Source organism: Pseudomonas hamedanensis, assembly GCF_014268595.2.
Taxonomy (GTDB): Bacteria; Pseudomonadota; Gammaproteobacteria; order Pseudomonadales; family Pseudomonadaceae; genus Aquipseudomonas; species Aquipseudomonas hamedanensis.
The window spans coordinates 1,768,468-1,791,622 of record NZ_CP077091.1 but is presented as its reverse complement, the minus strand read 5'-3'; the positions used below and the strand labels follow the sequence as shown (position 1 = coordinate 1,791,622).

The 23,155-nt window shown below is 59.0% G+C and carries 16 protein-coding genes and 1 pseudogene; 12 read left to right on the top strand and 5 right to left on the bottom strand.

Annotated features, from left to right (window positions below):
• Positions 1-309: 309 nt before the first annotated feature.
• The 4 genes and pseudogenes from HU739_RS07645 to HU739_RS07630 all read right to left on the bottom strand — a co-directional run.
• On the bottom strand, positions 310-519 hold the full coding sequence (locus tag HU739_RS07645; RefSeq protein WP_186552396.1) for a hypothetical protein: 210 nt from the start codon (positions 517-519) through the stop codon (positions 310-312).
• Between the two features lie 115 nt (positions 520-634).
• Positions 635-1,825, bottom strand: a complete 1,191-nt coding sequence (locus HU739_RS07640) for a hypothetical protein (RefSeq protein WP_186552397.1) — start codon at positions 1,823-1,825, stop codon at positions 635-637.
• A 90-nt stretch (positions 1,826-1,915) separates the two neighbouring features.
• The gene (locus HU739_RS07635; protein WP_186552398.1) at positions 1,916-3,370 is read right to left on the bottom strand and encodes a tyrosine-type recombinase/integrase; all 1,455 of its coding nucleotides are present in this window, start codon (positions 3,368-3,370) and stop codon (positions 1,916-1,918) included.
• Between the two features lie 282 nt (positions 3,371-3,652).
• A pseudogene (locus HU739_RS07630) lies at positions 3,653-4,017 on the bottom strand (integrase); the annotation flags it as partial.
• A 207-nt stretch (positions 4,018-4,224) separates the two neighbouring features.
• Between HU739_RS07630 and HU739_RS07625 the strand changes: the two are divergent.
• Positions 4,225-4,572: a hypothetical protein gene (locus HU739_RS07625; protein ID WP_186552399.1), complete on the top strand. Its 348-nt coding sequence runs from the start codon at positions 4,225-4,227 to the stop codon at positions 4,570-4,572.
• 118 nt (positions 4,573-4,690) lie between these two features.
• Complete coding sequence (locus HU739_RS07620; protein ID WP_186552400.1) at positions 4,691-4,897, top strand: hypothetical protein; 207 nt, start codon at positions 4,691-4,693, stop codon at positions 4,895-4,897.
• A gap of 409 nt (positions 4,898-5,306) precedes the next feature.
• On the opposite strand, the gene HU739_RS07615 is transcribed toward HU739_RS07620, so the two are convergent.
• Positions 5,307-5,846 carry a GAF domain-containing protein gene (locus HU739_RS07615; RefSeq protein WP_186552401.1) on the bottom strand — a complete coding sequence of 180 codons (540 nt, stop codon included), beginning with the start codon at positions 5,844-5,846 and terminating at the stop codon, positions 5,307-5,309.
• Between the two features lie 282 nt (positions 5,847-6,128).
• Here HU739_RS07615 and HU739_RS07610 point away from each other — a divergent pair, with 282 nt between their 5' ends.
• The 10 genes from HU739_RS07610 (at position 6,129) to HU739_RS07565 (ending at position 23,013) form a co-directional block, all read left to right on the top strand.
• Positions 6,129-6,815, top strand: a complete 687-nt coding sequence (locus HU739_RS07610; protein WP_186552402.1) for a cysteine hydrolase family protein — start codon at positions 6,129-6,131, stop codon at positions 6,813-6,815.
• Between the two features lie 4 nt (positions 6,816-6,819).
• On the top strand, positions 6,820-7,713 hold the full coding sequence (locus tag HU739_RS07605; RefSeq protein ID WP_186552403.1) for a LysR family transcriptional regulator: 894 nt from the start codon (positions 6,820-6,822) through the stop codon (positions 7,711-7,713).
• A gap of 302 nt (positions 7,714-8,015) precedes the next feature.
• Positions 8,016-8,681: a response regulator transcription factor gene (locus HU739_RS07600; RefSeq protein WP_186552404.1), complete on the top strand. Its 666-nt coding sequence runs from the start codon at positions 8,016-8,018 to the stop codon at positions 8,679-8,681.
• Positions 8,682-8,832: 151 nt separating this feature from the next.
• Positions 8,833-9,645, top strand: coding sequence for a response regulator transcription factor (locus HU739_RS07595; RefSeq protein WP_323790887.1), 813 nt, complete (start codon positions 8,833-8,835; stop codon positions 9,643-9,645).
• The gene (locus HU739_RS07590; RefSeq protein ID WP_186552405.1) at positions 9,642-12,059 is read left to right on the top strand and encodes an ATP-binding protein; all 2,418 of its coding nucleotides are present in this window, start codon (positions 9,642-9,644) and stop codon (positions 12,057-12,059) included. Before HU739_RS07595 ends, HU739_RS07590 begins: the two co-directional genes overlap by 4 nt.
• Positions 12,060-12,268: 209 nt before the next feature.
• Positions 12,269-15,937 (top strand): Ig-like domain-containing protein, encoded by a 3,669-nt coding sequence (locus HU739_RS07585; protein ID WP_186552406.1) that lies wholly within the window; start codon positions 12,269-12,271, stop codon positions 15,935-15,937.
• Between the two features lie 117 nt (positions 15,938-16,054).
• Positions 16,055-16,966 carry an OmpA family protein gene (locus tag HU739_RS07580; protein ID WP_186552407.1) on the top strand — a complete coding sequence of 304 codons (912 nt, stop codon included), beginning with the start codon at positions 16,055-16,057 and terminating at the stop codon, positions 16,964-16,966.
• A gap of 1,045 nt (positions 16,967-18,011) precedes the next feature.
• Positions 18,012-20,291 carry a type I secretion system permease/ATPase gene (locus tag HU739_RS07575; RefSeq protein WP_407681947.1) on the top strand — a complete coding sequence of 760 codons (2,280 nt, stop codon included), beginning with the start codon at positions 18,012-18,014 and terminating at the stop codon, positions 20,289-20,291.
• A complete protein-coding gene (locus HU739_RS07570; RefSeq protein WP_186552261.1) occupies positions 20,288-21,529 on the top strand; it encodes an HlyD family type I secretion periplasmic adaptor subunit in 1,242 nt (413 codons plus the stop codon). The genes HU739_RS07575 and HU739_RS07570 overlap by 4 nt, the downstream gene beginning before the upstream one ends.
• Before the next feature lie 2 nt (positions 21,530-21,531).
• On the top strand, positions 21,532-23,013 hold the full coding sequence (locus HU739_RS07565; RefSeq protein WP_186552262.1) for a TolC family protein: 1,482 nt from the start codon (positions 21,532-21,534) through the stop codon (positions 23,011-23,013).
• The last annotated feature ends 142 nt before the right edge of the window (positions 23,014-23,155 follow it).

The window sequence follows — 23,155 nt, the reverse complement described above, 5'->3', positions numbered from 1 at the left end:
CAAGTCTCTATCTCTACGCCAGCTTAAGGCTGAGGCTAGGTAGCACATGATGCCATTGCTATTGAGTTATCTACATTGCCTAGCTTTGAAAAAAATTACTTCGCCACAACCAGCCACCTTCACTTGAGCAGTCGACTGGACCGCTTCCGGTCGATTGTTGCTTGTTGTTAACAGATAAAGGCAGTCTAAGGAGGGTGCCAACGCTCGAGTTGCAGAAGCATTTTTCAGGCAGCTACCCAACGGGATTGTTTGGATACCTTCGCCCGCAGAGGAATTAGGCGGCGCGTGGCATGCCCTCCCCAGACGACGTCACTCCGGCGCCATCAGCACCGCGAGTGTCATTTTGATGAACTCTTCGTTTCGGCTGATTGTGTCTAGCGCACCGCGAACATTCTCGGCGACATCAGCAGATCCGCGATGCTCGACCCAAAGTGTTAGCTCCATGATGGCAGCTTCGAGGGCGAGTTGGTTTTGATTGATCTTGAAAAGCAAGGAAGGGAGCAGGTCTGAATTGGTCATTGGTTATCCTCCGTGTGAGGACAGCGTAGCAGCAGGAAATTGGAGGTGACCAATTGTCTACACGTTACGATTAGAGCCACTCAAAGGCGTGTTTGCTGAGATCTATATCGTCCCACTACTCAGACCACCAACCTTTCTCTGCCTGTCCGTAATGTGAGCCGCAGAACCAGCTTTCTAACTCTACGTCCATAGTCGTAATTAATGCCAGATTCTCCTGCAAAGGATCCAAGAGATCAGCCTGCTTGCGAGCCCAGTCGATCCAAGGATATGCCATTTCACGATCTGCGATCGGGGCAATTTTTAGCCGATCTTCCACCGCTTTTATGAAGGCTCGTAAGCGCTCGGCACGTTCCCATCGCTCTGTATGTTTAACGACGCTTAGTCTGAGGCGACGTTGAGTCTCTGTTGCACGGGCTCGTTCAAGGCGTCGTCTTTCATCTTCAGCCCATTCACGATTTCTTGCCGCCTCTTTCTCTCTGAGGACCTTGATAGAAACTGACGCGGAACTTAAGCCCGCGAGGATGCTAGGTAGTTTTTTCTCGAGCGGCGCGGTCTTGGTGTCCTTCCAGTTTTTCCGTTCTCCGTAATCCATCCGCGCGTCGATCTGAAACGTCAATTCGCCAGTGGAGGTCCATTCAAACTGTGGGCTTCGCAGGGACATGAAATTAGGCTCCCATGGAGCGCCTGGGCGGCGTTTTGGCGGAGGTGGCGGTGGGATAGGGTGCTTGGCTAATCGCTCCACGAGTCGCACGGTTATAGGCTCATCGTTGACCGTGACGACTGTTTTTCCTTCAACGTTGATCTTCCATGAACAACCGTCAGCCTCACCCTCTTTGATCAATGCATCAAAAAGGATTGCGCAGCGTTCTATCAATGTCGACGAAATCATCACATTCAAGACACGCTTGCCTGCGTAATCGAGGTAGCCGTCCTTGACCTTCGATGTTTTTGCGCTCTTTAGCCATTGACTCACTAGCGCGTGAGGCTCGGTTAATTGATAGGGGGCTTCAATCGTTCGCCGGACTATAGGTGACTTCAAATCAGTGCCAGCCGTGACGAGCGAACTGTCACGGTCGAGCACTTGGAATTGGACATTGCCTTCGACCTGAGGAGGTTTGGGTTTTCGTTGTCGCTGCTTTTCCGATTTGGCCCAGTGGCCACGCCCAGGGAGAGGGATGCCGGCTTTGCGACAAGCCTTGGCGACGGCGACGTCGGAAACACCAATTTCGTGGGCCAGTTTGACCATGGGTGTTTGCCATACTTTTTCGAACAGTTCCGCGACGGTGAAGCTCACGAATGTGTACATGCAGTCTGTCACCTTTGCTCGTCGCGAATTTAAGGCCATAACACGGGGTGTCGCGGATGTTAAATTCCGGGAGGCTATGGGCGCAACCGCCTATGACGGTGTTCGCGTCTCTGGCGCCGCGTACACTGGAAAAGACAACATCGACTCGTTTGGCGTGTACTCGTAGTTCGAGGACAACACCGCACTGAGCCGATCGCCCAACAGGTTCCAGGCGTTTTTCTTCTCTTCGGCATAGTCGTGATGTAAGTAATGACGTCTCACCCGAGAGCCGGCCAGGACATGATTTTGACAGCGATCGATGACATCGAGACTAACGCCTAAGGCTTGCATCATGGTCGCCCCGGTACGGCGCAGGTCATGTGGCGTCCAGTCGCCGTTCTGGCCGTCGGCGAGCACCAGGGTATCGTCGTGACGCCGTCGTGAGAGGGCCTTGCGGTTTTTGAATCGGGCCTGGCGATCGCCGACCTGTTTGCTCACCACTTTCACGTCCACATGCCCATCATCCTGCTTGTTGGGGAAGCACCACTGGGAATGCCCCGTCAGGGTCTTGAGTTCCTGAAAAAAATGCAGGGCAAAGGGAGAGAGGAAGACATGGTGGTCCTGCTTCTTGCCCCGGGTGCCTTTGACGTTTTCACTGGGGAGGAACCAAGTCTGCCGCTCCAGATCGACATTTTTCCATTCGGCCTGCAGCAACTCGCCAATCCGGCACAGCGTGCCTAGGCTAATCCAGAGCGCTAGTTGGGTTTCCTTTTTTAACGGTCGAATGCCGTCGTATTTCTGACCGGCGGGGAGGGCGTTGTAATCGGCGGTCATTTGTTGGAAACGGTTGTGCAGTTCCAACAGCTCAGCCGATGAAAGGATGCGGCTTCTTTCGGCTTCGTAGTCGGCCGGGATCAAGGGGGAGATGTCAACCAGCTCAGTTGGATCACCCTCGATCAATAAGGCCCGCCAAGGTTGGCGCTTTCTGGCCCAACCGAACATCTGAGTGAGGTCGGCGAAGAAACTGATAGCTTGCCGGTGAGCGCCGCGGTTGATCACGGCCCGGATCAGCGCCCGAACATCGTGTTCGGAGACACTGCTCACTGCGGTCTTGCCGAGTGCTGGCAAAAGGTCCTTGTTAAAACGACGCTGTAACTCGGCATTGCCGTCTTTTCGCGCGACGCCATCCAATAGCCAGGCCTGGGCCAGATCTTGGACGGTCAGCGTTTTCACCTTCGCGGTTTTTACTTGTTCGGCCTCTATGTTAGCTGCGGCGTATGCCTGTGCCTTGGCGGCTTTCTTGTGTTCGTTGGGATTGATCTGTTCGTCAATGAGCGCCCGGGCTTGGTTGCGGGCCTTGCGGATGTCCGTCAGGGATTTGCGCGGCCAGGTTCCGCAGGCGTACTCTTTGTTTTGGTCGCCCCAGCGATACCGATAGAAAAAGCTGACCGACACGCCGTCCTTACGGACTGAAATTCGACCGGCGAGATTGCCATCCTCCCTGAGGATCCGGCCGGCATCGTTGGCGGTCAGCGACTCGAGTTCTTTGATGGTGATTTTGGCCATGAAATGGGTTCCCCCTACTTTTTCCCCCACAAAAACGTCGGCTCTTGATGGACGTTACTGGACTCTCGTAGAGCAGAACACCGCTGGAGCTCAGGTAAATACTAGCTTAGAAAATTCCAGAGTAAAATTTTGGAGTCTTTCAAGAAGTATAAAAAAGGAGATGGGGTGCTAGGGGTCGAGTGTTCGAATCACTCCGTCCCGACCATTATTCCTGATTAAATCAGACACTTAAGCCGATCAGATGGATCGGCTTTTTTGTGCCTGCGCAAAACCCGCGCAAAACTATCCGGTGATTTCGCTGATATTCAGATCAGAAATTGCCTCTGACCATACGAACTCGGCATGATCCTTCTGGTAGTTCTTCGTCATGGTCTCGCTGGCGTGTCCGGCGACCTTCTGACCGTCCTTTCCGGCATTCTGATACAGGTGCAGCGACAGCGCGCGCACTTCATGGAAGCCTGGCATTTCCTCTTCCTTCCATCCCTTGTAACAGCCCCCCGCTGACCGGGCCTCTTTGAAGGCCCGCGTCAAATATCTCTCTTCGACCTGAGTCCAGTGGTCTTTCGTCTGCGCCTGCTTTTGCTTTTGCGATCCGGCCGGCGGTGGATCAGGTAAGGCGAGACGATGTCATCCCGGCACCGGCTGATCGGGTTCCAGCGCCCGGAAACACTCGGCGACACCCTGTCGGATGTCCTCCCGCCAGTCGGCGGTCATCTGCTCCGCTGGTTGCCGTTGGGTGCTCAGGGGAGTGCATTCGGGTTGTGTTGGTAGCGGGGTGGACTTAAAGAAATGTTAGGCGTCAGCCGATAGGTCTGCGTCGGCATCGATGCCAAGCATTAAATCTGGAGTAAGAAATGCCGTTGAAAAGATCGCGTATAGGCGCATTCGCCGCGCTTATTGGCTGCACTTTTGCGTCGACCGCACACGCTGCCAGCGAACATGAGATGGCCGTCGGTGGTGCAGCTCTCTACCAAGTCTGCGCACAGAAGCGTCCCGAAAAGGAGCTTTCTTTAGAGCAATACATATCGCTACATCCACACATGTCGACTCAATTAGCAAACGACATTAGGGAATTCTCCTCGCAGCCAAAACACAAAGCAGAACTTGAGGATACAGTTCTGCGCATGCGGACCGAGGCCACCCAAGATTTACTTGAGGTTGTATGTGATAGCTACTACCGAGATGCAAAAAATAGGGAGTAGTCCGCAGCTCCTTTCGCATCGGGCTGTGATCTGGCCGGGGGGTCAACCGGCATTCGGCGGAAGGGGTAGGCGCACGTGGGCTACAGTTGTCCGATGCGCAGTGACCTGGAGGCAATGAATGTTTGATCGATATCCTGAGCAGAAGCCGAGCAGGAAAGCGCTTTGCGCACTTGGTGTCGCGGTCATGACGCTGGGATTATTTTTAATCGCCATCAAAGGAGTGGGCGGGGTTCTATTCACCGTCATGGGAGCGGGGTTGGTTTTAACCTGCTTTGCGAGTGAACGAGCATTTGCGAGGGTACTTCGCCTGCTGAGTTGGTTTTGAGTCGACACCCTTTCCAGGGCCGTACACCGGCAGGCCTTGTGGTTTAAGGTTGTTATGGAAAAGGCGTTTCGAGATCCATTGTTTTTGACAGGCTTACCGTTGGCTGTTTGTGGTTTCGCCATCACGGCGCCGGCCTTCTGGATTCCGGGCTTGGCCTTGATGGTGGGCGGATGGGCCGAGAGTAAAAAACAAGCCTGAGGCCATCACCGCGGCCCCTTGTAGCAGTACATACGCATGGCGACCTGCATTGTTTGGGGGCACATGGCCTCACAAAAGTACGAAAGGCTTCAGTTGCACGACTCGTCAGCCGGAACGGGGATCAGGGGACGAGCTTCAGAGGCAGTCGGACTTGCCTATCTGAAACTCGACTATCGGTGAGCTGGTTGAATCGTTGTAGAGGTAGTTATCACTAGTCCGTAACACCCGATCCCGTCTTGCCGTAACCGCTCCCGGCCTCTGTCAAATTCGAGTAAAAGATGCACCCGATAAGTCTCGCGAACAGGCCTAAAGTGTCGGCCAGATCCGGGTCGTCGAATATCACCGCCCTGGAATCCAAAGCACACAGCGCACCCCAGAGTTGTCCGTCGGGCAGGAAAATAGGTGCACCGGCGTAGCTTTCAATCATGTATTGCTTCACGACCGGGCGTGTGGCGAACCTGCCGTCTTTACTTATTTTCGGGACGAAAAGCACCTGGGGATCTCTTCGGAATTCACTGCAGAGCGTGGTCTCCAGTTCCAGCGTATCGCCGGTGTGGATGCCCAACTCGATTGGGTCGTACGCGGAGCAGACTATCCATTCCGTTTCCGTGAATTTTGCGATCGCCGCGAAGCGCGTTCCTGTCATGCGTGTGACGAGCTGCAAAATGTTGGTAGTTGCCTCAATTTCGGCGATAGAGGAACGCTCTTCCGCGCTTAGCAACGCTCTGTGAATGGTGTCACTAAGAGGCATGCAGTTTTCTCCAATAATCAAATGATGGGCCGGCAGCGATATACGCGCTGGGCGCTGCCCCCTATTGATTCTAGACGGAGCTGATTCGTTCACTTAATTGGTTGCGAATTGCCATCAGCGAAGAAAATGAACGGCGCCAAACTCGATGCGTTGTCAGTTGTAGACGAAGAGCGGGTTCGTTTGTGCAAAAACGGCACAGAATCTGTGCTGTACGTGATGTGTTCAAACAAGGCGTACCTTCCTAGCATTCCCTTTCTAAATCAATCGAAAAGGAAATGCCCCATGCCACGTTTGACTCGTCGTTTTCTTGCTGCCTGTGCATTTTCTGGCATAGTTGCCAGCGCGGGTGCCTTGGCCGAAGGCCATCCGACCATTCGCGCCATGTCCGGCGCCAAACCGGTCAGCGAGTTGCCTGCCGGCAAATCCGCACTGCTGGTGATCGACTTCCAGAACGAATATTTCACGGGGCGCATGCCGATTCCCGACGGCGCCGAGGCGTTGGCCAAGACGCGTGAGCTGATCAAGTTCGCCGACAGCCACAAGATGCCGGTCTATCACGTCCAGCACGTTGCACCGGCAGGTTCCGCGGTGTTTGCCATTGATGGAGAAAGCGTGAAGTTCCACCCGGACATGCTGCCGCGGGCCAAGGATTCGGTTGTGCAGAAAACCAGCGTCAGCGTGTTCGCCAGTACCGACCTGGATCAGCGCCTGAAGAGTGCAGGCATCAAGACCCTGATCATTTCCGGTCTGATGACCCACGCTTGTGTTGCCGGCGCCGCCCGTGACGCTGCGCCCCTTGGCTACAACGTCATCGTCGCCTCCGATGCGTCGGCCACTCGCGACATTACCCGGGTCAACGGTGACAAGATCGACAAAGATGCATTGCACAAGGCCGCATTGGCCGAAGTCGAGGACACCTTCGGCGATGTGCTGACCACGGCCCAGATCGTTAAATTACCGGTGCGCTAAACCTATGAATCAGATGTTCGCCATGCGTGTATTTCGTTGCATTGTCGAGGCCCAGGGTTTTTCGGCCGCTGCCGAGCGGCTGGACACGACTCATTCCTCGGTGTCGCGACACTTGCAGCATCTGGAGTCCACGCTCGGCGTGCGTCTGATCAACCGCAATACCCGGCGCATGAGCCTCAGCGCCGCCGGCGAGCGTTATTACGCAGCGTGCGTGGACATTCTGGATCGCGTCGATGCGGCGGCGCAGGCCGTCACTCTGGAGCAGGAACGACCTTCCGGCTTATTGCGCATCAGTGCTCCTCTGGTGGTCGGTACGCTGGAGCTGGCGCAGTGGTTGCCTGCGTTCCAGCAGCGTTACCCGGATATCCAAGTCGACCTGTCCTGCTCGGACCCTTTCGTCGATCTGGTGGCCGATGGCTTCGATGTCGCCATTCGCATTTGTGGCCCGTTAGCCGACAGCAGTCTGGTCGCGCGGTTGCTCACGGTTTCGCCCATGGTTCTGGTCGCGTCGTCGGCCTATGTATTCAGGCACGGCTTGCCGCGTAGCGTCGCCGAACTCAGCGAGCATCGGCTGCTGACATTTGCCGGGACGGCGCAATGGTCACTGATCAATGACCGGGATGAGCCGATATCCGTCACGCCCGAGAGCAGCTTTCACACCGACACCATTGCCGCGCTGCATGCTTGCGCGCTGGCGGGCGGCGGCATCGCGGCTTTTACGTTAGCCACAGTGCAGGACGATCTGCACGCTGGGAGGCTGGTGCGGATTCTTCCGGACTACACCCTCGGCGTGCGCCATTACTACGCGTTGTATCCCCATGCCCGACATTTGCCCGCCAAAGTCAGGGCGTTTGTCGATTTCATGGCCGAGTATTACCGGCTCAAGGCGCAAGGTTAAGCGAGGTCAGACACAAAAAAATCGCGTTCATGGACTGACTTCAACAGGGTATTGAGGACAGGCGTTGCCTCTGCGGAGGGGGCATGGGCGGCTGTGTAATTTGAGACAAATCCTAGGGATCGCCCGCAATGAAATCGATAGTCTGCGAGCAACCAGAATGCAGGTCAGCCGGCATTCGCTTTTTTTGAGAGCGCCTTTCGAGAGACTCCGAAGATGCTTCGAACCATTTCTGTCATTTGTCAAACGACCCATCCTTCCCCACGCCAAGGGACAGGCTGCTTATCGGGAAAGGGAATCAAGCCGTGTTGAACACTATCAGGGTTGGGGTGCTCGATGAGCAGGAAGTCGTGCGTTACGGCCTGTGCAACCACCTCGCCAGTCAATCGGGCATGATCGTGGTGGGTTCGTATCGCAGCGCCGGGCATGCCTTGCAGGCTGCCGATCAAGGCGAGCTGGACCTGTTATTGATGGACCACAGGCTGAATCACAGCGACAGCATCGGGCTCATCAAGACGCTGAACAAAGACTATCCGGCCTTGAAAGTCCTCGTCCTGATGGCACAGCCCAACACCGCCGTGGCGAGCCTTCTGTTAACGGCCGGCGGACATGGCGTGGTCAGCAAGACCCAGCCCCTGGGTGTTTATGTCGAAGCGGTCCGCGCGGTAGCGGCCGGTGAGTCGTATTGCTGCACCGGCTCCATGGCCGACGCTAGCCAGTGTCAGTCGGTTTCCGGCGCAGGCGCGCAGGCCGATCATCCTGGCACGCAGCTACTCGGTCATCCGATGCTATCGCTGCGCGAGCGAGAAGTGCTGCGGTTGTGCATCAGCGGAATGACCGTGACCCAGATTGCAATCATGTTCGAGCGCAGCGTCAAAACCGTGAGTGCGCAGAAGCTGACGGCCTACCGCAAACTTGGATTGAAAAACGACATGGAGCTGTTCAAAAGGCTCTCGCGACGCGGGACCTGAACTGCCTTGCCATCAGGTTCCTGGCAGGTCCAACGACAGTATCGCCGACCGACGAAACTCGCGCATGCCGGATCCGGCAGCTCAGAACCGTCTGTTTCCGAGTGTGCTCTCGGAAATTTCTTAGACACTTCGCTACCCCCGATCCCGATACTTGTTTGTATTGCGCCGAGGCCTTGGGAAGCTGCTTTGTCAGTTGATTTTCCGATGGCCCGCCGCGCCGCGACAGCATGAATCTTTTACTTTGCCGATTCCGGGAGAAGCGAAAATGAAATGGTCGAATCTTTCACCTCTGCGCGTGGCCATCCTGGACGATCACCCGTTGGTTCGCCGGGGCTTCGGCTCGCGGATTGAATCGGAACGCGATCTCAAGCTGGTTGCCATGTATGCAGGCAGTCGTGAGCTGTTGGCCGGCTTGCGCAATGAAGCGGTGGATGTGCTGGTCCTCGACTATTCTCTGCAGCAGGACGAATTGGACGGTTTGAACCTGATTCGTTTGCTGCGCGTGCGCCATCCCGAGGTCCGGATCCTGGTGTCTTCTTCGGCTGAAAGTCTGGCGACCATTTCGTTGGCCCTGCGTGCCGGAGCCAGCGGTTTTGTCGGCAAGTCGCAAGAGGTCGACGATCTGCTCGGAGCGATCCGGACGGTGGCGTACGAGCGTGTCTATCTGGCACAGGAAGTGGCATTGGAGCTGGGGCATGTGCCGTCCCGGCAAGGGGAAGATGAAGTCGGCAAGTCGATTCGCGTCGACTCCGATTCTGCCCTTGTCAGCCATCCGTTGCTTTCCCCCAAGGAACAGGAGGTCCTGCGATGCTGCCTGGATGGTATGTCGGTGTCGCAGATTGCGCACAAGTTCACCCGCAGTCGCAAGACCATCAGCGGGCAAAAGCAATCTGCCTTTCGCAAACTCGGGGTGAGTTGCGATTCCGAGCTGCACAAGATTCACGGCGAGCTGAGCCTGGCTTGATTCGGTTGTTCAGAGCGCTGCTGATGCTGCTGTTCGGCATCGGTTACCTACCGTTGTGCGCCGCGCAAGACCCAGGGTTCACCGAGCAGGAGCAGGAGTGGATAGCTTCGCATCCGGTGATCAACGTTGCGGTCGGTGCCGATTGGCGTCCCTTGGAATACGTCGAAAACGGCGTCTACAAAGGGCTGAGCGCCGAATACCTGAAGGCTATTTCGCGGGTCTCGGGCCTGCAGTTCCGCTGGGTGCCCGGCGCCAGTTGGAGCGAGGCCCGGGAGGCTTTGAATAAAGGCCAGGTCGAGCTGCTGCCAGCAGTTTCCGAGGCGTTTTCCACGCCGGCACTGCGCGACAAAATAGCTTACAGCCAACCCTATTTTGCCGGTTCGACGCTTATCGTGACCCGGGCGAATTCCCCCACGGTGTACGACCCACGGCAGTTATCCGGAAAAAAAGTGGCGATCAAGGGCGGTGGCGGATACGAGCGCAGCCTTCGCGAGCAGTACCCCGGCATCCAACTGCTGACTGTCGTCACACCTTCCGAGGCCCTTGATCTGGTGGCGACCGGCGAGGCGGAGGCGGCAATCGATGTCGATACCGCATTGCTGCCAATCATGCAGCGCCGTTATCTCGGCGCGCTGCACATCGCCGGGACGATCGTCGACATGCCGGCCGTGGTCAGCATGGGCGTCTCCAGAGACCAGCCGTTGCTGCTCTCCATCATCAACAAATCGATCGGTTCCCTGACCGCGCTGGAAACCGACCAGATGATCGAGCGCTGGGTGGTGCCCACCGATTATGGTCTGCCGTCCTGGCCGATCGTGCTGCATTACTACCGCTGGCAGGCACTGGCGGCGACGTGTTTGTTCGCACTGTTTGCGGTGCTGGTCTATCGGGCGCTCAAGGCGCGTCGGCGAGCGGAGCGCAGTGAGCGTGACAAAGCCATGTTCCTCGCGGTGATGAGCCACGAAATCCGCACGCCCATGAGCGCCATCCTGTCCTCCATCGAATTGCTCGAACGCGCGAAGCTCGCGCCCGAAGAAGCGCGACTGGCAAAAGTGGCGGCATCCGGGGCCAATGGCTTGCTCGAACTGCTCGATGATGTCCTCGATTTTTCCAAGATGGAGGCCAACAAGGTCACGCTCGATTGCAAGGCCAGCGACATTGCCGCACTGGCGCGGGAGGCCGTCAGCATTGCCGAAATCCGCGCCCAGGAAAAAGGCCTGCCGTTGATGCTCAAGCTGCGATTGGAGGAGGGCGTCTGGCCGGTCATCGATGCCCAGCGCGTGCGCCAGGTGCTGAACAACCTGATCTCCAACGCCGTCAAGTTCACTGCGGCGGGGCGGGTCGAGGTGAGCCTCGACCTGTCGATGGCTCAGGAGGATTCGGCGCTGGGCGTGTTGTCGATCAAGGTTGAGGACAGCGGCATCGGCATTGCCAAGCGTGCGCAGAGTCGTCTGTTTCGAGCGTTTGCCCAGGCCGATCAATCGACCACACGCCAGTTCGGCGGGACGGGGCTGGGGCTGAGAATCTGCAAGGACCTGGTGGAGCTGATGCAAGGCGATATTCAACTGCACAGCCAGCCGGGAAAGGGCACCGTGGTCGAGGTGCAAATCCCGGTAGCACTCAGTCGTCAGGCCGAGAGTGCCGCGCCGTTGGTAAGCCTCGATGACAGCGCTCGGCAAGCGACTGCCGAGCAGTATCCCGAGGATTGCCAGCCCGCATCCTTGACGGTGCTGGTGGTGGAAGACCATCCCCAGAACCGCTTCGTCATCGAGCGCCAGTTGCACGCCTTGGGCTATGCGGCGGTGCTGGTGGAAACCGGGCAAGCGGCGCTCGACAGTATCGCTGAAACGGCATTCGATATCGTCTTGCTCGACTGCAATCTGCCAGACATCGACGGCTATACCGTGGCGTCGAGGATTCGCCAAAGTGAACTCGGCAGCGAGCGGCATGTGCCGATCATTGCCATCTCGGCCATGGTCGGGCCGGAACATCTGGACGCCAGCCTGTCGGCGGGTATCGATGGGGTTCTATCCAAGCCCCTGCGCCTCAACGAACTGCGGTCGACCATCGAAATGTGGTGCGACACCGGGCAATCCCTGACCCCCTCTGTCATGGACGAACCCGCCACCGCGACCAGCCTCCACGAAGAATTTTTGCTGACCAGCGAAGCCGACCTGGCGAAGTTGCGGCAAGCCGTCAGTGCAGCGGATTGGCGTCAGGTTGCACGCACAGCGCACCGTATCGTCGGTGCCGCGCTGAGCCTTGGCAGGCCGGACATTGCCGGCTTCGCCAGAGCCATCGAGCAGGAAGCGTCCGCGCCCGGACTGTCGGCGCTCTCGGTTGGCGCGGTCCAGCGCCTGGAAAGTGCTCTGCGCAACAGCCACGGTCCGGAGCAGGCCGACCACCGCAGTTGATTAATCAGCCGCCCGTTCGCGGCGGCTGGCTGCCGCAAATCCCGAATGGCTGAGCTTTTGGGACAGGTCTCATATCGGCGGACCGCCTCCTTCAAGAGAATTCTTATACCTCTAAGGCCCCCCAAAAAAGCGGAATGCCTTGGTTGATTGAAGGCGTGCCGGGCACTCCCGGTGTGATGAGCAACCTGACTAATTGAAGGGCAGAGCACGTGAACCCAAGTGCAGTGAATATCGCCGTAGTAGACGGCAAGACGATTACCCAGACGCAAGAGCTTCGCAGCGCCGCGGCGGGTGAACCGGTACGAATCAAAGCCGTGCGCGGCGGCAGCTATATCCTCGCCGAAGGCGAGAAAGGTGTCGCGCCACAGAACATCACCGTCAAGCGTGTCGGCAAAGACCTGCACGTCAGCCTTGAAGGCGCCGGGCTGGATCAGCCGCAACTGATCATCGAAGACTTCTACGGCAGCGACAGCCAGTTGGTCGGCATGGCCGAAGACGGCGAGTACCACGAGTACGTGGCTTCCGACGCTGACGCCGAGCACGAAGCTGCGTTCCTGATGGATGGCGACTCTTCGGCCCAGGTGCTGGCTTCGGATCAGTTGCCGGGCTTTGGCACTGGCCTGGTCGCGGGCGCTGGCGCTGGTCTGATGGGCATGGCCGGGATGGGCTTCATGCCGGCCATGCTCGGTCTGGGCGCGCTGGCACTGGGTGGTGTGGCGTATGCCGTCAGTAACAAAAGCGATGGCGGTAATGATCACGCCCCTGGCATCCCGCCAACCGCACCCATCGCCGGTGTTTATGACAATGTCGGTGATGAACAGGGACTGATCGGCCACGGCGGCGCGACCGACGACCGCACCCCGACCTTCACCGGCACCGGCACCCCGGGCAACACGGTTGTCATCAGGGACAACGGTGTAGTCATTGGCGAAGTAGTGGTTGGCGAAGACGGCAGCTGGGAATTCACTCCCACCACGCCGCTGCCTGAAGGTGCGCACAACCTCGTCGTGGTTGAAAAAGACCCCGCCGGCAACGAGGGCATCCCGTCCGAAGGCTTTGAGCTGATCGTCGATGTGACCGCACCCGGCAAATCGACTATCTCTGCTGTGATTGACGATGAAGGCAACGACACCGGCCCTGTTGCGAACGGTGGCCATACCGACGACACCCGCCCGACACTGACCGGCACCGGTGAAGCCGGCGCACGTATCGACGTCTACGCCAATGGCGTGAAAAACGGGTCAACCATCGTCAACGTCGATGGCACCTGGAGCTATACGCCGGAAACCGCGTGGGGCGATGGTCAGTACGTGCTCACCACCGTGGCGGTCGACGCCGCTGGCAATGCTGGCCTGCCGTCCGATCCGTACACCATCGTCATCGATACCGTTGCTCCGGGCAAAGGCGTGATCGGCGAGGTTGTTGACCAGTCCGGCGATCCTATCGGCAACGGCGGCGCCACGGGCGACAAGCAACCGATCTTCAACGGCGGCGGTCAGGAGCCGGGCGATACGGTCGTCATCATCGACAACGGTGAAGTGATCGGCGAGACCATCGTCGATGAAGACGGCAACTGGTCGTTCACTCCGGACCCTGAGCTGGGCGACGGCAACCACGAAGTGGTGATCGTCATCAAAGACCCTGCCGGCAACGAAAGTGATCCTTCCGATCCGCATCTGATCATCGTCGATACCGACGCACCGGTCATGCCGGGCGACGGTAGCGTCGGGCCGGGGCAGGCCTTTGAAGGCGCGTGGGATGACCAAGGGCCGATTACCGGCGTGATTAATCCTGGCGGTGAAACCGACGACACTAAGCCGGAGTTCGGCGGCGTTGGTCTGAAACCGGGTGACACTGTGGTCATCCGAGATAAGGGGGAAGTGATTGGTGAGGTCGTCGTCGGCGAAGACGGCTCCTGGTCCTGGACCCCGGATGTAGACTTTGCCGAAGGTGATCACAGCGTTGACATCATCATTCGCGACCCGGTCGGAAATGAAAGTGTACCGAGCGATTCGCTGGACTTCGAAGTCGACCTGACCGCTCCGGTGCTGCCGGGCGACGGCAGCGTGGGGCCGGGCCAAGCCTTCGAAGGGGCGTGGGATGATGAAGGGCCGATCACCGGCGAAATTAGTCCAGGCGGTGCAACTGATGACGCAAAGCCGGAGTTCAAAGGGGTTGGTCTGACGCCGGGCGACACCGTGGTCATCCGCGATAACGGCCTCATCATTGGGACTGCGCCGGTGCAGGCAGACGGTTCTTGGACTTGGACGCCGATAGACGATCTGTCCGAAGATGCACATAGCATCGATATCGTGGTTCGCGATCCGGCTGGTAACGAGAGTGATCCGAGCGACTCTCTTAATTTTAGGGTTGACCTGACAGCACCCATCCAGCCAACCATCGACTCTGTATTCGATGATGAGGGGGCATCGACGGGCAATCTTATTCCGGGCGCTATTACCGATGACGTTCGGCCAACCATCAGCGGAAAGGCTGAGGCAAACAGCACCGTCATTATTTATGACAATGATGTGGAAATCGGTCGCGTACCCGTCGATACCGATGGAGACTGGACTTTCGAGCCGAGCGTTGCGTTGGCCAATGGTACGCATCGCCTTACGGTTCAAACGGTCGATCTCGCGGGCCACAGCAGTCCAATCTCCGATTCGTTCACCTTTGTTGTAGATAACGGTCCGCCACCTGCGGCGCCCACTATTACCGAAGTGATCGATGATGCTGGCGGTGAAACGGGAGCGATCAGTTTTGGCGGAGTGACTGATGATGTGCAGCCGGAAGTTCGAGGGACTGCTGGGGCTCATGAGACGATCATAATCTATGATGGTCGCACAGAAATTGGTTCAACTGTCGCTGATGGCCTTGGCGATTGGTCATATGCACTCCCTGAGTTGAATAGCGGCGGCCACAATATTACTGCGGTTGCTGTTAATGAATATGGAAGTCATGGTACGCCAAGTAGCAGCTTTGATTTTAAAGTAGGCACCACTTGGGATTTTAATGACGCGACATTTCAAGGTTGGACAGCTGAGGGTGGGTATGCTGGTACTGGCGGCATGATAGGTGATGATGGTAGTGGGGGTTACAATTTTCGTGCTTGGACCCCTGCTGGCCCAAATTGGGCTGGAAAAGTCATGACTATTGAGATTGCTGTGGTTGCTGGCAAGACTTATGACTTTAGTTTCATGGCTGGACATGTAACAGACGGGAATTATGCGAGGCTCGGCTTCAGTGTTGATGATGTAGCGGTGGGTGGAACTATTATTGTAGCTCCTGGAGCTCCCCACCTTTTTTCTGCAAGTTTCACTGCAACGGCGACTACGACAGTAGAACTAGCGATTACTAATGGCGTCTCAGCCTGGAGTGGTAATGATTTTTGGGTGGATAATATTGCCTTCGCGCCAAACGAATTTGGCGGTCCAGTAGTCGCTCCGTCAACTCTTTCGGAGGCGGGGGAGAACATGGAAGCCTTAAACTCACTGGGAGAAGAGCTTTTCGGGGTGCTTACGTTCTCCGGGGCAGAGCAGGTTTTTGATTTAAGTTCTATTGCCAATAAGGAAACCGGTGCGAGAGTAATCGACATTACCGGAGAGGGCGATAACACTTTGAAACTGTCGCTGGGAGATATCCTCAATCACGGCGAATCCAACCTGTTTCACGACAGTGACAACGTACAGATGATGATCAATGGCAATTCGGGTGACGTGGTTGATTTGTCCAATCTAATGGGTGATACCGAACCAGGCAGTTGGACGTCCCAAGGTCAAGTGACTGTTGCTGGTGTGAACTACGAGGTGTATCAGCATTCCGCGCTGGGTGCCGAGTTGTTGGTTCAGGACGGGGTCACCACCAACCTGGTGTAAGCCGAGCGGGGCGGGGCGTTTGCTCCGTCCCTGCGGGTTACCCGTTTATTCGCCAACTTTCCCATACATTCAATACCCGGGTGCCGATTGAACGGCACCCGTGGTGGAGTCACGACCATGTTCAAACGAAACCACGCGACCCCTTTTGTCCTGTGCGGCGCACTGCTGTTCGCCGGCCTGCCGCTGCTGGCGCAGGCCGCGCCTGAAACCAAGACCTTTGGCGCGGCTTATCAGCCGGTGGCCCCGGTCGGCAACGATCAGGTTCAGGTGGTGTACTACCGCGCGGCCGAAGCCGGGCAGGCCGACAAGGGCGCGGCCCACGTTTATGTCGACCGCCGCTTCCACACAGGTTTGCTGCCAGGTGGTTACACTGCATTCTGCGTGAAGCCGGGCGACCACACTCTGGGTGCCTACCTGAACGACGCGCCGCTGTACAAGGGCAAGAACAGCGACACCTATCGGGCGGAGTTCCAGGGCGGCAAGACCTACTTCTTGCGGGTCAACAGCACCAGCACCGGCGCGCCGCAAGTGGTCGCGCGGGCCGATGCAGAGCGCGAACTGGCGACTGGCCGCGTGCAGGCCCACGCCTTGTCGCGCGCATCGACGATCGAAGCCTGCCGCTATCAGCAGGGCGTTGCGCAGCAGGACCATACCTTGTCCGGTGACGTGCTGTTCGCCTTCGGCAAGTCGGGTTATCAGGACATCACCGCCCAAGGCCGGGCGACCATCCGTGAACTGGCCAGCCAGTTGCGTGGCGACGCCGCTGCGGCCAAGCGCATCCAGGTGATCGGTCACACCGATTCGCTCGGCAGCGAAGCGAGCAATCAGGTGCTGGGCCTCAAGCGCGCGCAAACCGTACGCCGGATCCTGCTCGACGGCGGCCTGCCAGCTTCTGCGGTCAGCGCCAGCAGCGCCGGCAGCCAGGAACCGGTGATCGACGTGTGCCGGGGTAGCAAAAGCGAGCAAGTGCGCTGCAACGCCCCGAATCGCCGCGTAGTGGTGCGCGTCGAAGGTTCTGCGCAAGGCTGATCCGGCCCGACCGCGCCAAACCAAACCGCCGCCTCTGATTCCTGGAGGCGGCGGTTTTTTTGTGTTTATCAATAATGTTGAGGCATAGGAAGGGATGCCTATCAGTGAGCCGACTGGCGATTGATCAGGCTGCAGAGATGTTGAGTGTGCTGGCCTCTTCGCGAGCAAGCCCGCTCCCACAGGGGATTTTTGGCTGGATTGAGATTGATGGTTCGGCGCCGAATCCACTGTAGGAGCGAGCCTGCTCGCGATGGCGGTGTGTCAGGCGGCGGGGATGTTGGCTGTGCTGGCGCCTTCGCGAGCAAGCTCGCTCCCACAGGGATTTTTGGCTGGATTGAAATTAGTGGCTCGGCGCCGAACCCAGTGTGGGAGCGGGCTTGCTCGCGAAGGCAGTGTGTCAGGCGACGCAGATGTTGATTGTGCTGGCCCCTTCGCGAGCAAGCCCGCTCCCACAGGGGATTTTGGCTGGATTGAAATTGGTGGTTCGGCGCCGAACCCAGTGTAGGAGTGAGCCTGCTCGCGATGGCGGTGTGTCAGGCGAGGCAGGTGTTGGCTGTGCTGGCCTCTTCGCGAGCAAGCTCGCTCCCACAGGGGATTTTGGCTGGATTGAAATTGGTGGTTTGGCGCCGAACCCAGTGTAGGAGTGAGCCTGCTCGCGATGGCGGTGTGTCAGGCGAGGCAGGTGTTGGCTGTGCTGGCCTCTTCGCGAGCAAGCCCGCTCCCACAGGGGATTTTTGGCTGGATTGAGACTGATGGTTCGGCGCAGAACCCAGTGTAGGAGTGAGCCTGCTCGCGATGGCGGTGTGTCAGGCAACGGGGACCTTGGCACGCGGGTCAAGCCGCCGGTCCGTGCAATGCGTGGCCGCCGGTTTTTGGGACAAGTCTTGTTTTGCCAACAGGGTCTGGGAGTCAGAATTGTCTTAATCGCTTCAAGGCCACCCGCCGCATCGGCTGGACGTTCACATCGCTGAATGGGGCGCCTTGAAACCCTCAAGTCTGTCGATTCGCTCGACCTCGACCCAGGACTCTTTTGATGGCTACTGACATGCCTGTTCATTCAAGCATGGCGGATCAGGCTGTGCCTGCGCCGCCAACCCGTATCCAGGACACGCTGCTGCAAAGCGTGTCGTGGATCTGCGATCACTACGGCTTTGGCAAAAGCCCGGAGGCATTAACGGCTGGCCTGCCCAAGGGTGGCCTGCTGTCGCCGTCGCTGGCGTTGGCGGCGCTGTCCAATGCCGGTCTGTCTGCCGGATTGATCGAGCGCAACGCCCAGTCGCTGCCCAACCAACTGATGCCGATGGTGTTGCTGCGCCATGAGCAGGGTGGCTGCATCCTGCTCGGTCGTCGACGTGATCCGCAGGCCGACGACAAGCGCAGCTTCCTCTATCAAGTGGTACTGCCAGAAATCAGCGGTGAAGCGGTCGAGGTCAGTCAGCTGGAGATGGACCAGATGTACACCGGTTTCGCCGTGCTGGTGAAGCCGCGCGCCAAGGTCGACACCCGCGCCGGCGAGCAGGCCCCGCAGGCCGCCGGGCACTGGTTGCTCAGCACCTTGTGGCGCTATCGCCGCTACTACCGCAGTGCGGCCATCGGCGCGGTGCTGATCAACGTGTTGGCGCTGTCCAGCATCTTTTTCACCATGAACGTTTACGACCGCGTGGTCCCCAATCAGGCGTTCGTCACCCTGTGGTCGCTGGGCATCGGCGTCGCCGTGGCCATGGTGTTCGAGGCGGTGGCGCGGTATGTGCGCGCACATTTGCTCGATGTCGCCGGCAAGAAAGCCGATCTGGTGCTGGGCACGATGTTGTTCCGCCAGGCGCTGTCGATCCAGATGGAACACAAGCCAGCGTCGTCGGGCTCGTTCGCCAACCAGTTGCGCGAGTTCGAATCGGTGCGCGACTTCGCGACGTCAGCCACTCTGGCGGCGATCTCCGATTTGCCGTTCGTGCTGATGTTCGTCGGTGTGATCTTTGCCATTGGCGGGCCGCTGGGCTGGGTACCGTTGCTGTTGATTCCGCTGATCCTGTTGGTCAGCGTGATCATTCAATGGCCGTTGGCGCGCACCATGAAAGAGAATCTGCGCGAGTCGTCGCTCAAGCAGGGTGTACTCGTCGAGTCGGTTGAGGGCCTGGAAACGCTCAAAGCCGTCGGCGGCGAAGCGTACATGCAGCGGCGCTGGGAAACCTTCAGTGCGCTGTCGGCGGCAACGTCGTTGAAGTCGCGCCAGCTCTCCAGCCTGGCGACCGGTGTGGTGGCGTTCCTGCAGCAATTGCAGACCGTGGCGTTGATCATCATCGGCGTGTACCTGATCGATGCCGGAGATCTGACCATGGGCGCGCTGATCGCCACGGTCATGCTCGCCGGACGTGCTACCGCGCCATTGGGTCAGGTGATCGGCCTGGCGGTGCGTTTCCAGCAAGCCAAGGCGGCCTTGCAGTCGCTCAACAAGCTTATGGCCATGCCGGTGGATCGGGATTCGGATCGCGAATATCTCGCCAAGCCAACACTGTCGGGGCAGATCGCGCTCAAGAATGTGGCCTTCGCCTATCCGGCGCCGCCGATGCAACCCAACCCGCCGGTACTGCAAGGCATCAATCTGTCGATCCAGGCCGGCGAGCGAGTAGCGATTCTCGGACGTATCGGCAGTGGCAAGTCGACCCTGTTGCGGGTGATGGCGCGTCTGTATTCGCCGGTTGAGGGGCAGATGTTCACCGATGGTCTGGACGTCAATCAGATAGACCCGGCCGACTGGCGCAAAGCCGTGGGATACGTCGGTCAGGATGCGCGGCTGTTTTACGGTTCGCTGCGCGAGAACGTGATGATCGGCCGCCCCGAATCGACCGCCGAAGAGTTTTTGCGAGTCTTGCGCCTGACCGGCCTGGACCGGGTGGCGGCCCGTCACCCCCAAGGCATCAACCTGCCGATCGGCGAAATGGGCGAGGGCCTGTCCGGCGGACAGCGGCAGTTGGTGTCGCTGGCGCGCAGCCTGCTGGCACGGCCAAAACTGCTGCTGCTCGATGAGCCGACCAGCGCCATGGACACGCAAAGCGAAGCGCAATTTCTCGAGCACCTCAAGCACGCCACTGAAGGCCAGGCCGTGGTGGTGGTGACGCATCGTCCGTCATTGCTGGCCCTGGTCGAGCGCATCGTCGTGGTGGATGACGGCAAGGTGGTCGCCGATGGACCGAAGGACAAGATTCTCGCCAGCCTCGCGGGCAAATCGGCCAACAGCGCCGCGCCGGCCCAGCCGACGGCACGGACACAGAAAGTTCGAGTGGGGCCGCCGCGCCCGGTTGCCGTACCAGGGGAGGCAGCACAATGATCGGTCAATTCCTGCGCGGTAAAGGCGCTCCGGACCTCAAGCCGGGCGATGCCGCCTTCATGAATGATGTGCAAGAGTCGTTGCTGACCCAGACGACGCCGGGTTCCAAACTGGTGCTGTATCTGATTGCCGCGGTGTTGGTCGGTGGCCTGGTCTGGGCGTCCTTCGCCCGGGTGGAAGAAATCACCCAGGGCGAGGCGAAGATTATTTCCCTGAGCCGCGAGCAAGTGATTCAGAGCCTGGAGGGCGGCATTCTTGCGGAAATGAACGTGCGCGAAGGCGCGATCGTCGAGAAGGGCGAGGTCTTGCTCAAGATCGACCCGACCCGTGCGCAGTCCAGCTACCGCGAGGCGCTGTCGAAGGTGATCGGCCTCAAGGCTTCGATTGCACGGCTGCGCTCCGAGGCATACCAGCAGCCGCTCGAATTCGACGAAATGGTCAGGCAGGACCCGACCGTCGTCGCCCAGGAAACCCGCGCCTACAACGCCCGTAAACGGGCGCTGGATGAAAGCATCAACGCGTTGCAGCGCAGCTATGCCTTGTCCAGTCGCGAAGTGCGCCTGGCCCAGCCGTTGGCCGCCAAAGGCTTGATGTCCGAAGTGGAGCTGCTGCGCATTCAGCGCCAGGCCAACGAGATCAAATCGCAGATGGTCGAGCGCACCAACAAATTCCAGGCCGATGCCAACTCCGAGTTGGCCAAGCTTGAGCTTGAGCTGTCGCAGACCAGCGAGAACCTGGTCGGGCGGGCGGACATCGTCGAACGCACCACCATCACCGCACCGGTACGCGGCACGGTGAAGAACGTGCGGGTCAATACCATCGGCGGGGTGATCCAGCCCGGCGAGCACATTCTGGAAATCGTGCCGCTGGAAGAACAACTGCTGGTGGAAGGCAAGATCAGGCCTTCGGATGTTGCGTTTCTGCACCCCGGTCTGCCGGCAACGGTGAAGATCACAGCCTATGACTACGCCATTTATGGCGGCTTGAAAGGCACGGTCGAGCACATCAGTCCCGACACTCTGAAAGATGATCAAAAGGCCGCCGCCGGGCGTCCCGACGATACCTATTACCGGGTGCTGGTACTGACCGACAGCAGCGAACTGAATGCCGGCGGCAAAGCCTTGCCGATCATCCCCGGGATGGTCGCCTCGGTGGAAATCCGCACCGGCGAAAAAACCATTCTCGATTACTTGCTCAAGCCCGTGCTCAAGGCACGCGAAGCCTTCCGGGAGCGATAACCATGACTCAGATTCAACCGTACTGCGCGCGCTCACGCCGCGCCGCAGCAGGACCTTTTGCGCGTTTTGTTCGTCTGCCCACGCTGTGGCTGGTGATCGTGTGGCTACTCGCTCAGGCCTGGTCGATGCCGGTGCATGCCGACACGCTGACGTTCACCTCGACCGGAGCCAGCACCGCAACGGACGCGGTGCCGGGTGTGTCAGCCCTGGCCACCGCGGCGTTGCCACCGCGCCTGGCCGCCAGGACCGCGGCCGCCGCCGGTCCCTCGGAAAAGGAACTGCGCGAGATGTTCTACCGCGCGGTACAAGCCGCTGCCGAACGCAGCCCGCAGGTGCAACGGGCACTGGCCGAGCATGAGGCAGCCGAAGCCGACGTCGACGAAGCCAAGGGGCAGCGTTGGCCGCAGGTCGATCTGGGAACCCAGTCGAAGGCAGCCAGGTTCGGTTCCGGTGCCGACGGTGAGTCGCCGAGCAGCAGCGGCATCAACATGAATGTGACCACCCCGATCTATGACTGGGGCCGGATCAGTAAAACCATCGAGAGCCGCCGGCACCTGTCCAAGGCCGCCAGTTCGGGTATCGAAGCGGAACTGGAAGCGTCGGCGTATGACGTCACCACCACGATGGTCGAGTTGGGTAAGCAGCGCATCATCATCGATATCAGCCAGCAGTTCGTCGATCGCATGGACGAGCTGGTCAGAATGCTCGCCGGCATTGTCGCGGTGGACAAAGGCCGGGCCAGTGAATTGACCCAGGCCAAGGCGCGTTTGCTCCAGGCTCAGGCGGCACGCGATACGGCCCAGACCCGCGCCCGGGATGCCGAGATCAACCTGCGCAAACTGGTGGGGGAACGGCCGCTGCTGATTCCGCGAACCAGAGAGTGGAATATTCGCCTGGCCAACCTCGATAACCTGCTGGCGCGGACCGAGGATCACCCCACGATCCATCAGGCCAAGGCACGCACCGAGTCGGCGGAGCTGCAGGCACAGGTGGTACGTTCCTCTTCGCTGCCACAGCTGAACTGGGTGATCAGCAAGACCACCGCCGATGACGCGCTGGGACGGGAGCAACCGTGGCAAACCTCGTTGGCGGTCACTTGGGGCGCTTTCCGTGGCGGTTCGGCACGGGCGTCGGAGCGCGCGGCATTGCAACGCGCCGAAGCCAGTCGGCAGGAGACCGAACAACAACGTCTGGACCTGGAATACCGCGTGCGCACCGCCGACCACGACGCGCGCACATTGCTTGAGCGTGCCGAACTCTATCGTGACCTCACCGTCGAGTCGGAACGGATTCGCCTGGCGTTTTACGAGCAGTGGTATCACCTGGGCAAGCGCACCTTGCTGGATGTGTTGATCGCCGAGAACGATCACTACGGTAATCAGGTGAGCGAAATCACCAATCGCTTCGATGGCTACCAGGCGATCTTCCGTCAATACGCCGGAGCGGGTGTGCTGGCCGGCTGGCTGCGCGGTTCGCAGCCATGACGGCGGCGCAACGGATCGCAGCGCAGGGCAGGGCTCGTTGAAAAGAACGGGGCCGCCGCCGTTGGCGCAGTCAGCTATGATGCGTTCGCGGTGTCCCGGCAAACATCCCTGTCGGCCAGGGCGATGGGCGCGCAGCCTCGCT

Bases quoted from the DNA above. Each gene is read 5' to 3' on its own strand.
- HU739_RS07645 (WP_186552396.1), bottom strand. From the start codon at position 519: ATGACCAATTCAGACCTGCTCCCTTCCTTGCTTTTCAAGATCAATCAA.
- HU739_RS07640 (WP_186552397.1), bottom strand. From the start codon at position 1,825: ATGTACACATTCGTGAGCTTCACCGTCGCGGAACTGTTCGAAAAAGTA.
- HU739_RS07635 (WP_186552398.1), bottom strand. From the start codon at position 3,370: ATGGCCAAAATCACCATCAAAGAACTCGAGTCGCTGACCGCCAACGAT.
- HU739_RS07625 (WP_186552399.1), top strand. From the start codon at position 4,225: ATGCCGTTGAAAAGATCGCGTATAGGCGCATTCGCCGCGCTTATTGGC.
- HU739_RS07620 (WP_186552400.1), top strand. From the start codon at position 4,691: ATGTTTGATCGATATCCTGAGCAGAAGCCGAGCAGGAAAGCGCTTTGC.
- HU739_RS07615 (WP_186552401.1), bottom strand. From the start codon at position 5,846: ATGCCTCTTAGTGACACCATTCACAGAGCGTTGCTAAGCGCGGAAGAG.
- HU739_RS07610 (WP_186552402.1), top strand. From the start codon at position 6,129: ATGCCACGTTTGACTCGTCGTTTTCTTGCTGCCTGTGCATTTTCTGGC.
- HU739_RS07605 (WP_186552403.1), top strand. From the start codon at position 6,820: ATGAATCAGATGTTCGCCATGCGTGTATTTCGTTGCATTGTCGAGGCC.
- HU739_RS07580 (WP_186552407.1), top strand. From the start codon at position 16,055: ATGTTCAAACGAAACCACGCGACCCCTTTTGTCCTGTGCGGCGCACTG.
- HU739_RS07575 (WP_407681947.1), top strand. From the start codon at position 18,012: ATGCCTGTTCATTCAAGCATGGCGGATCAGGCTGTGCCTGCGCCGCCA.
- HU739_RS07570 (WP_186552261.1), top strand. From the start codon at position 20,288: ATGATCGGTCAATTCCTGCGCGGTAAAGGCGCTCCGGACCTCAAGCCG.
- HU739_RS07565 (WP_186552262.1), top strand. From the start codon at position 21,532: ATGACTCAGATTCAACCGTACTGCGCGCGCTCACGCCGCGCCGCAGCA.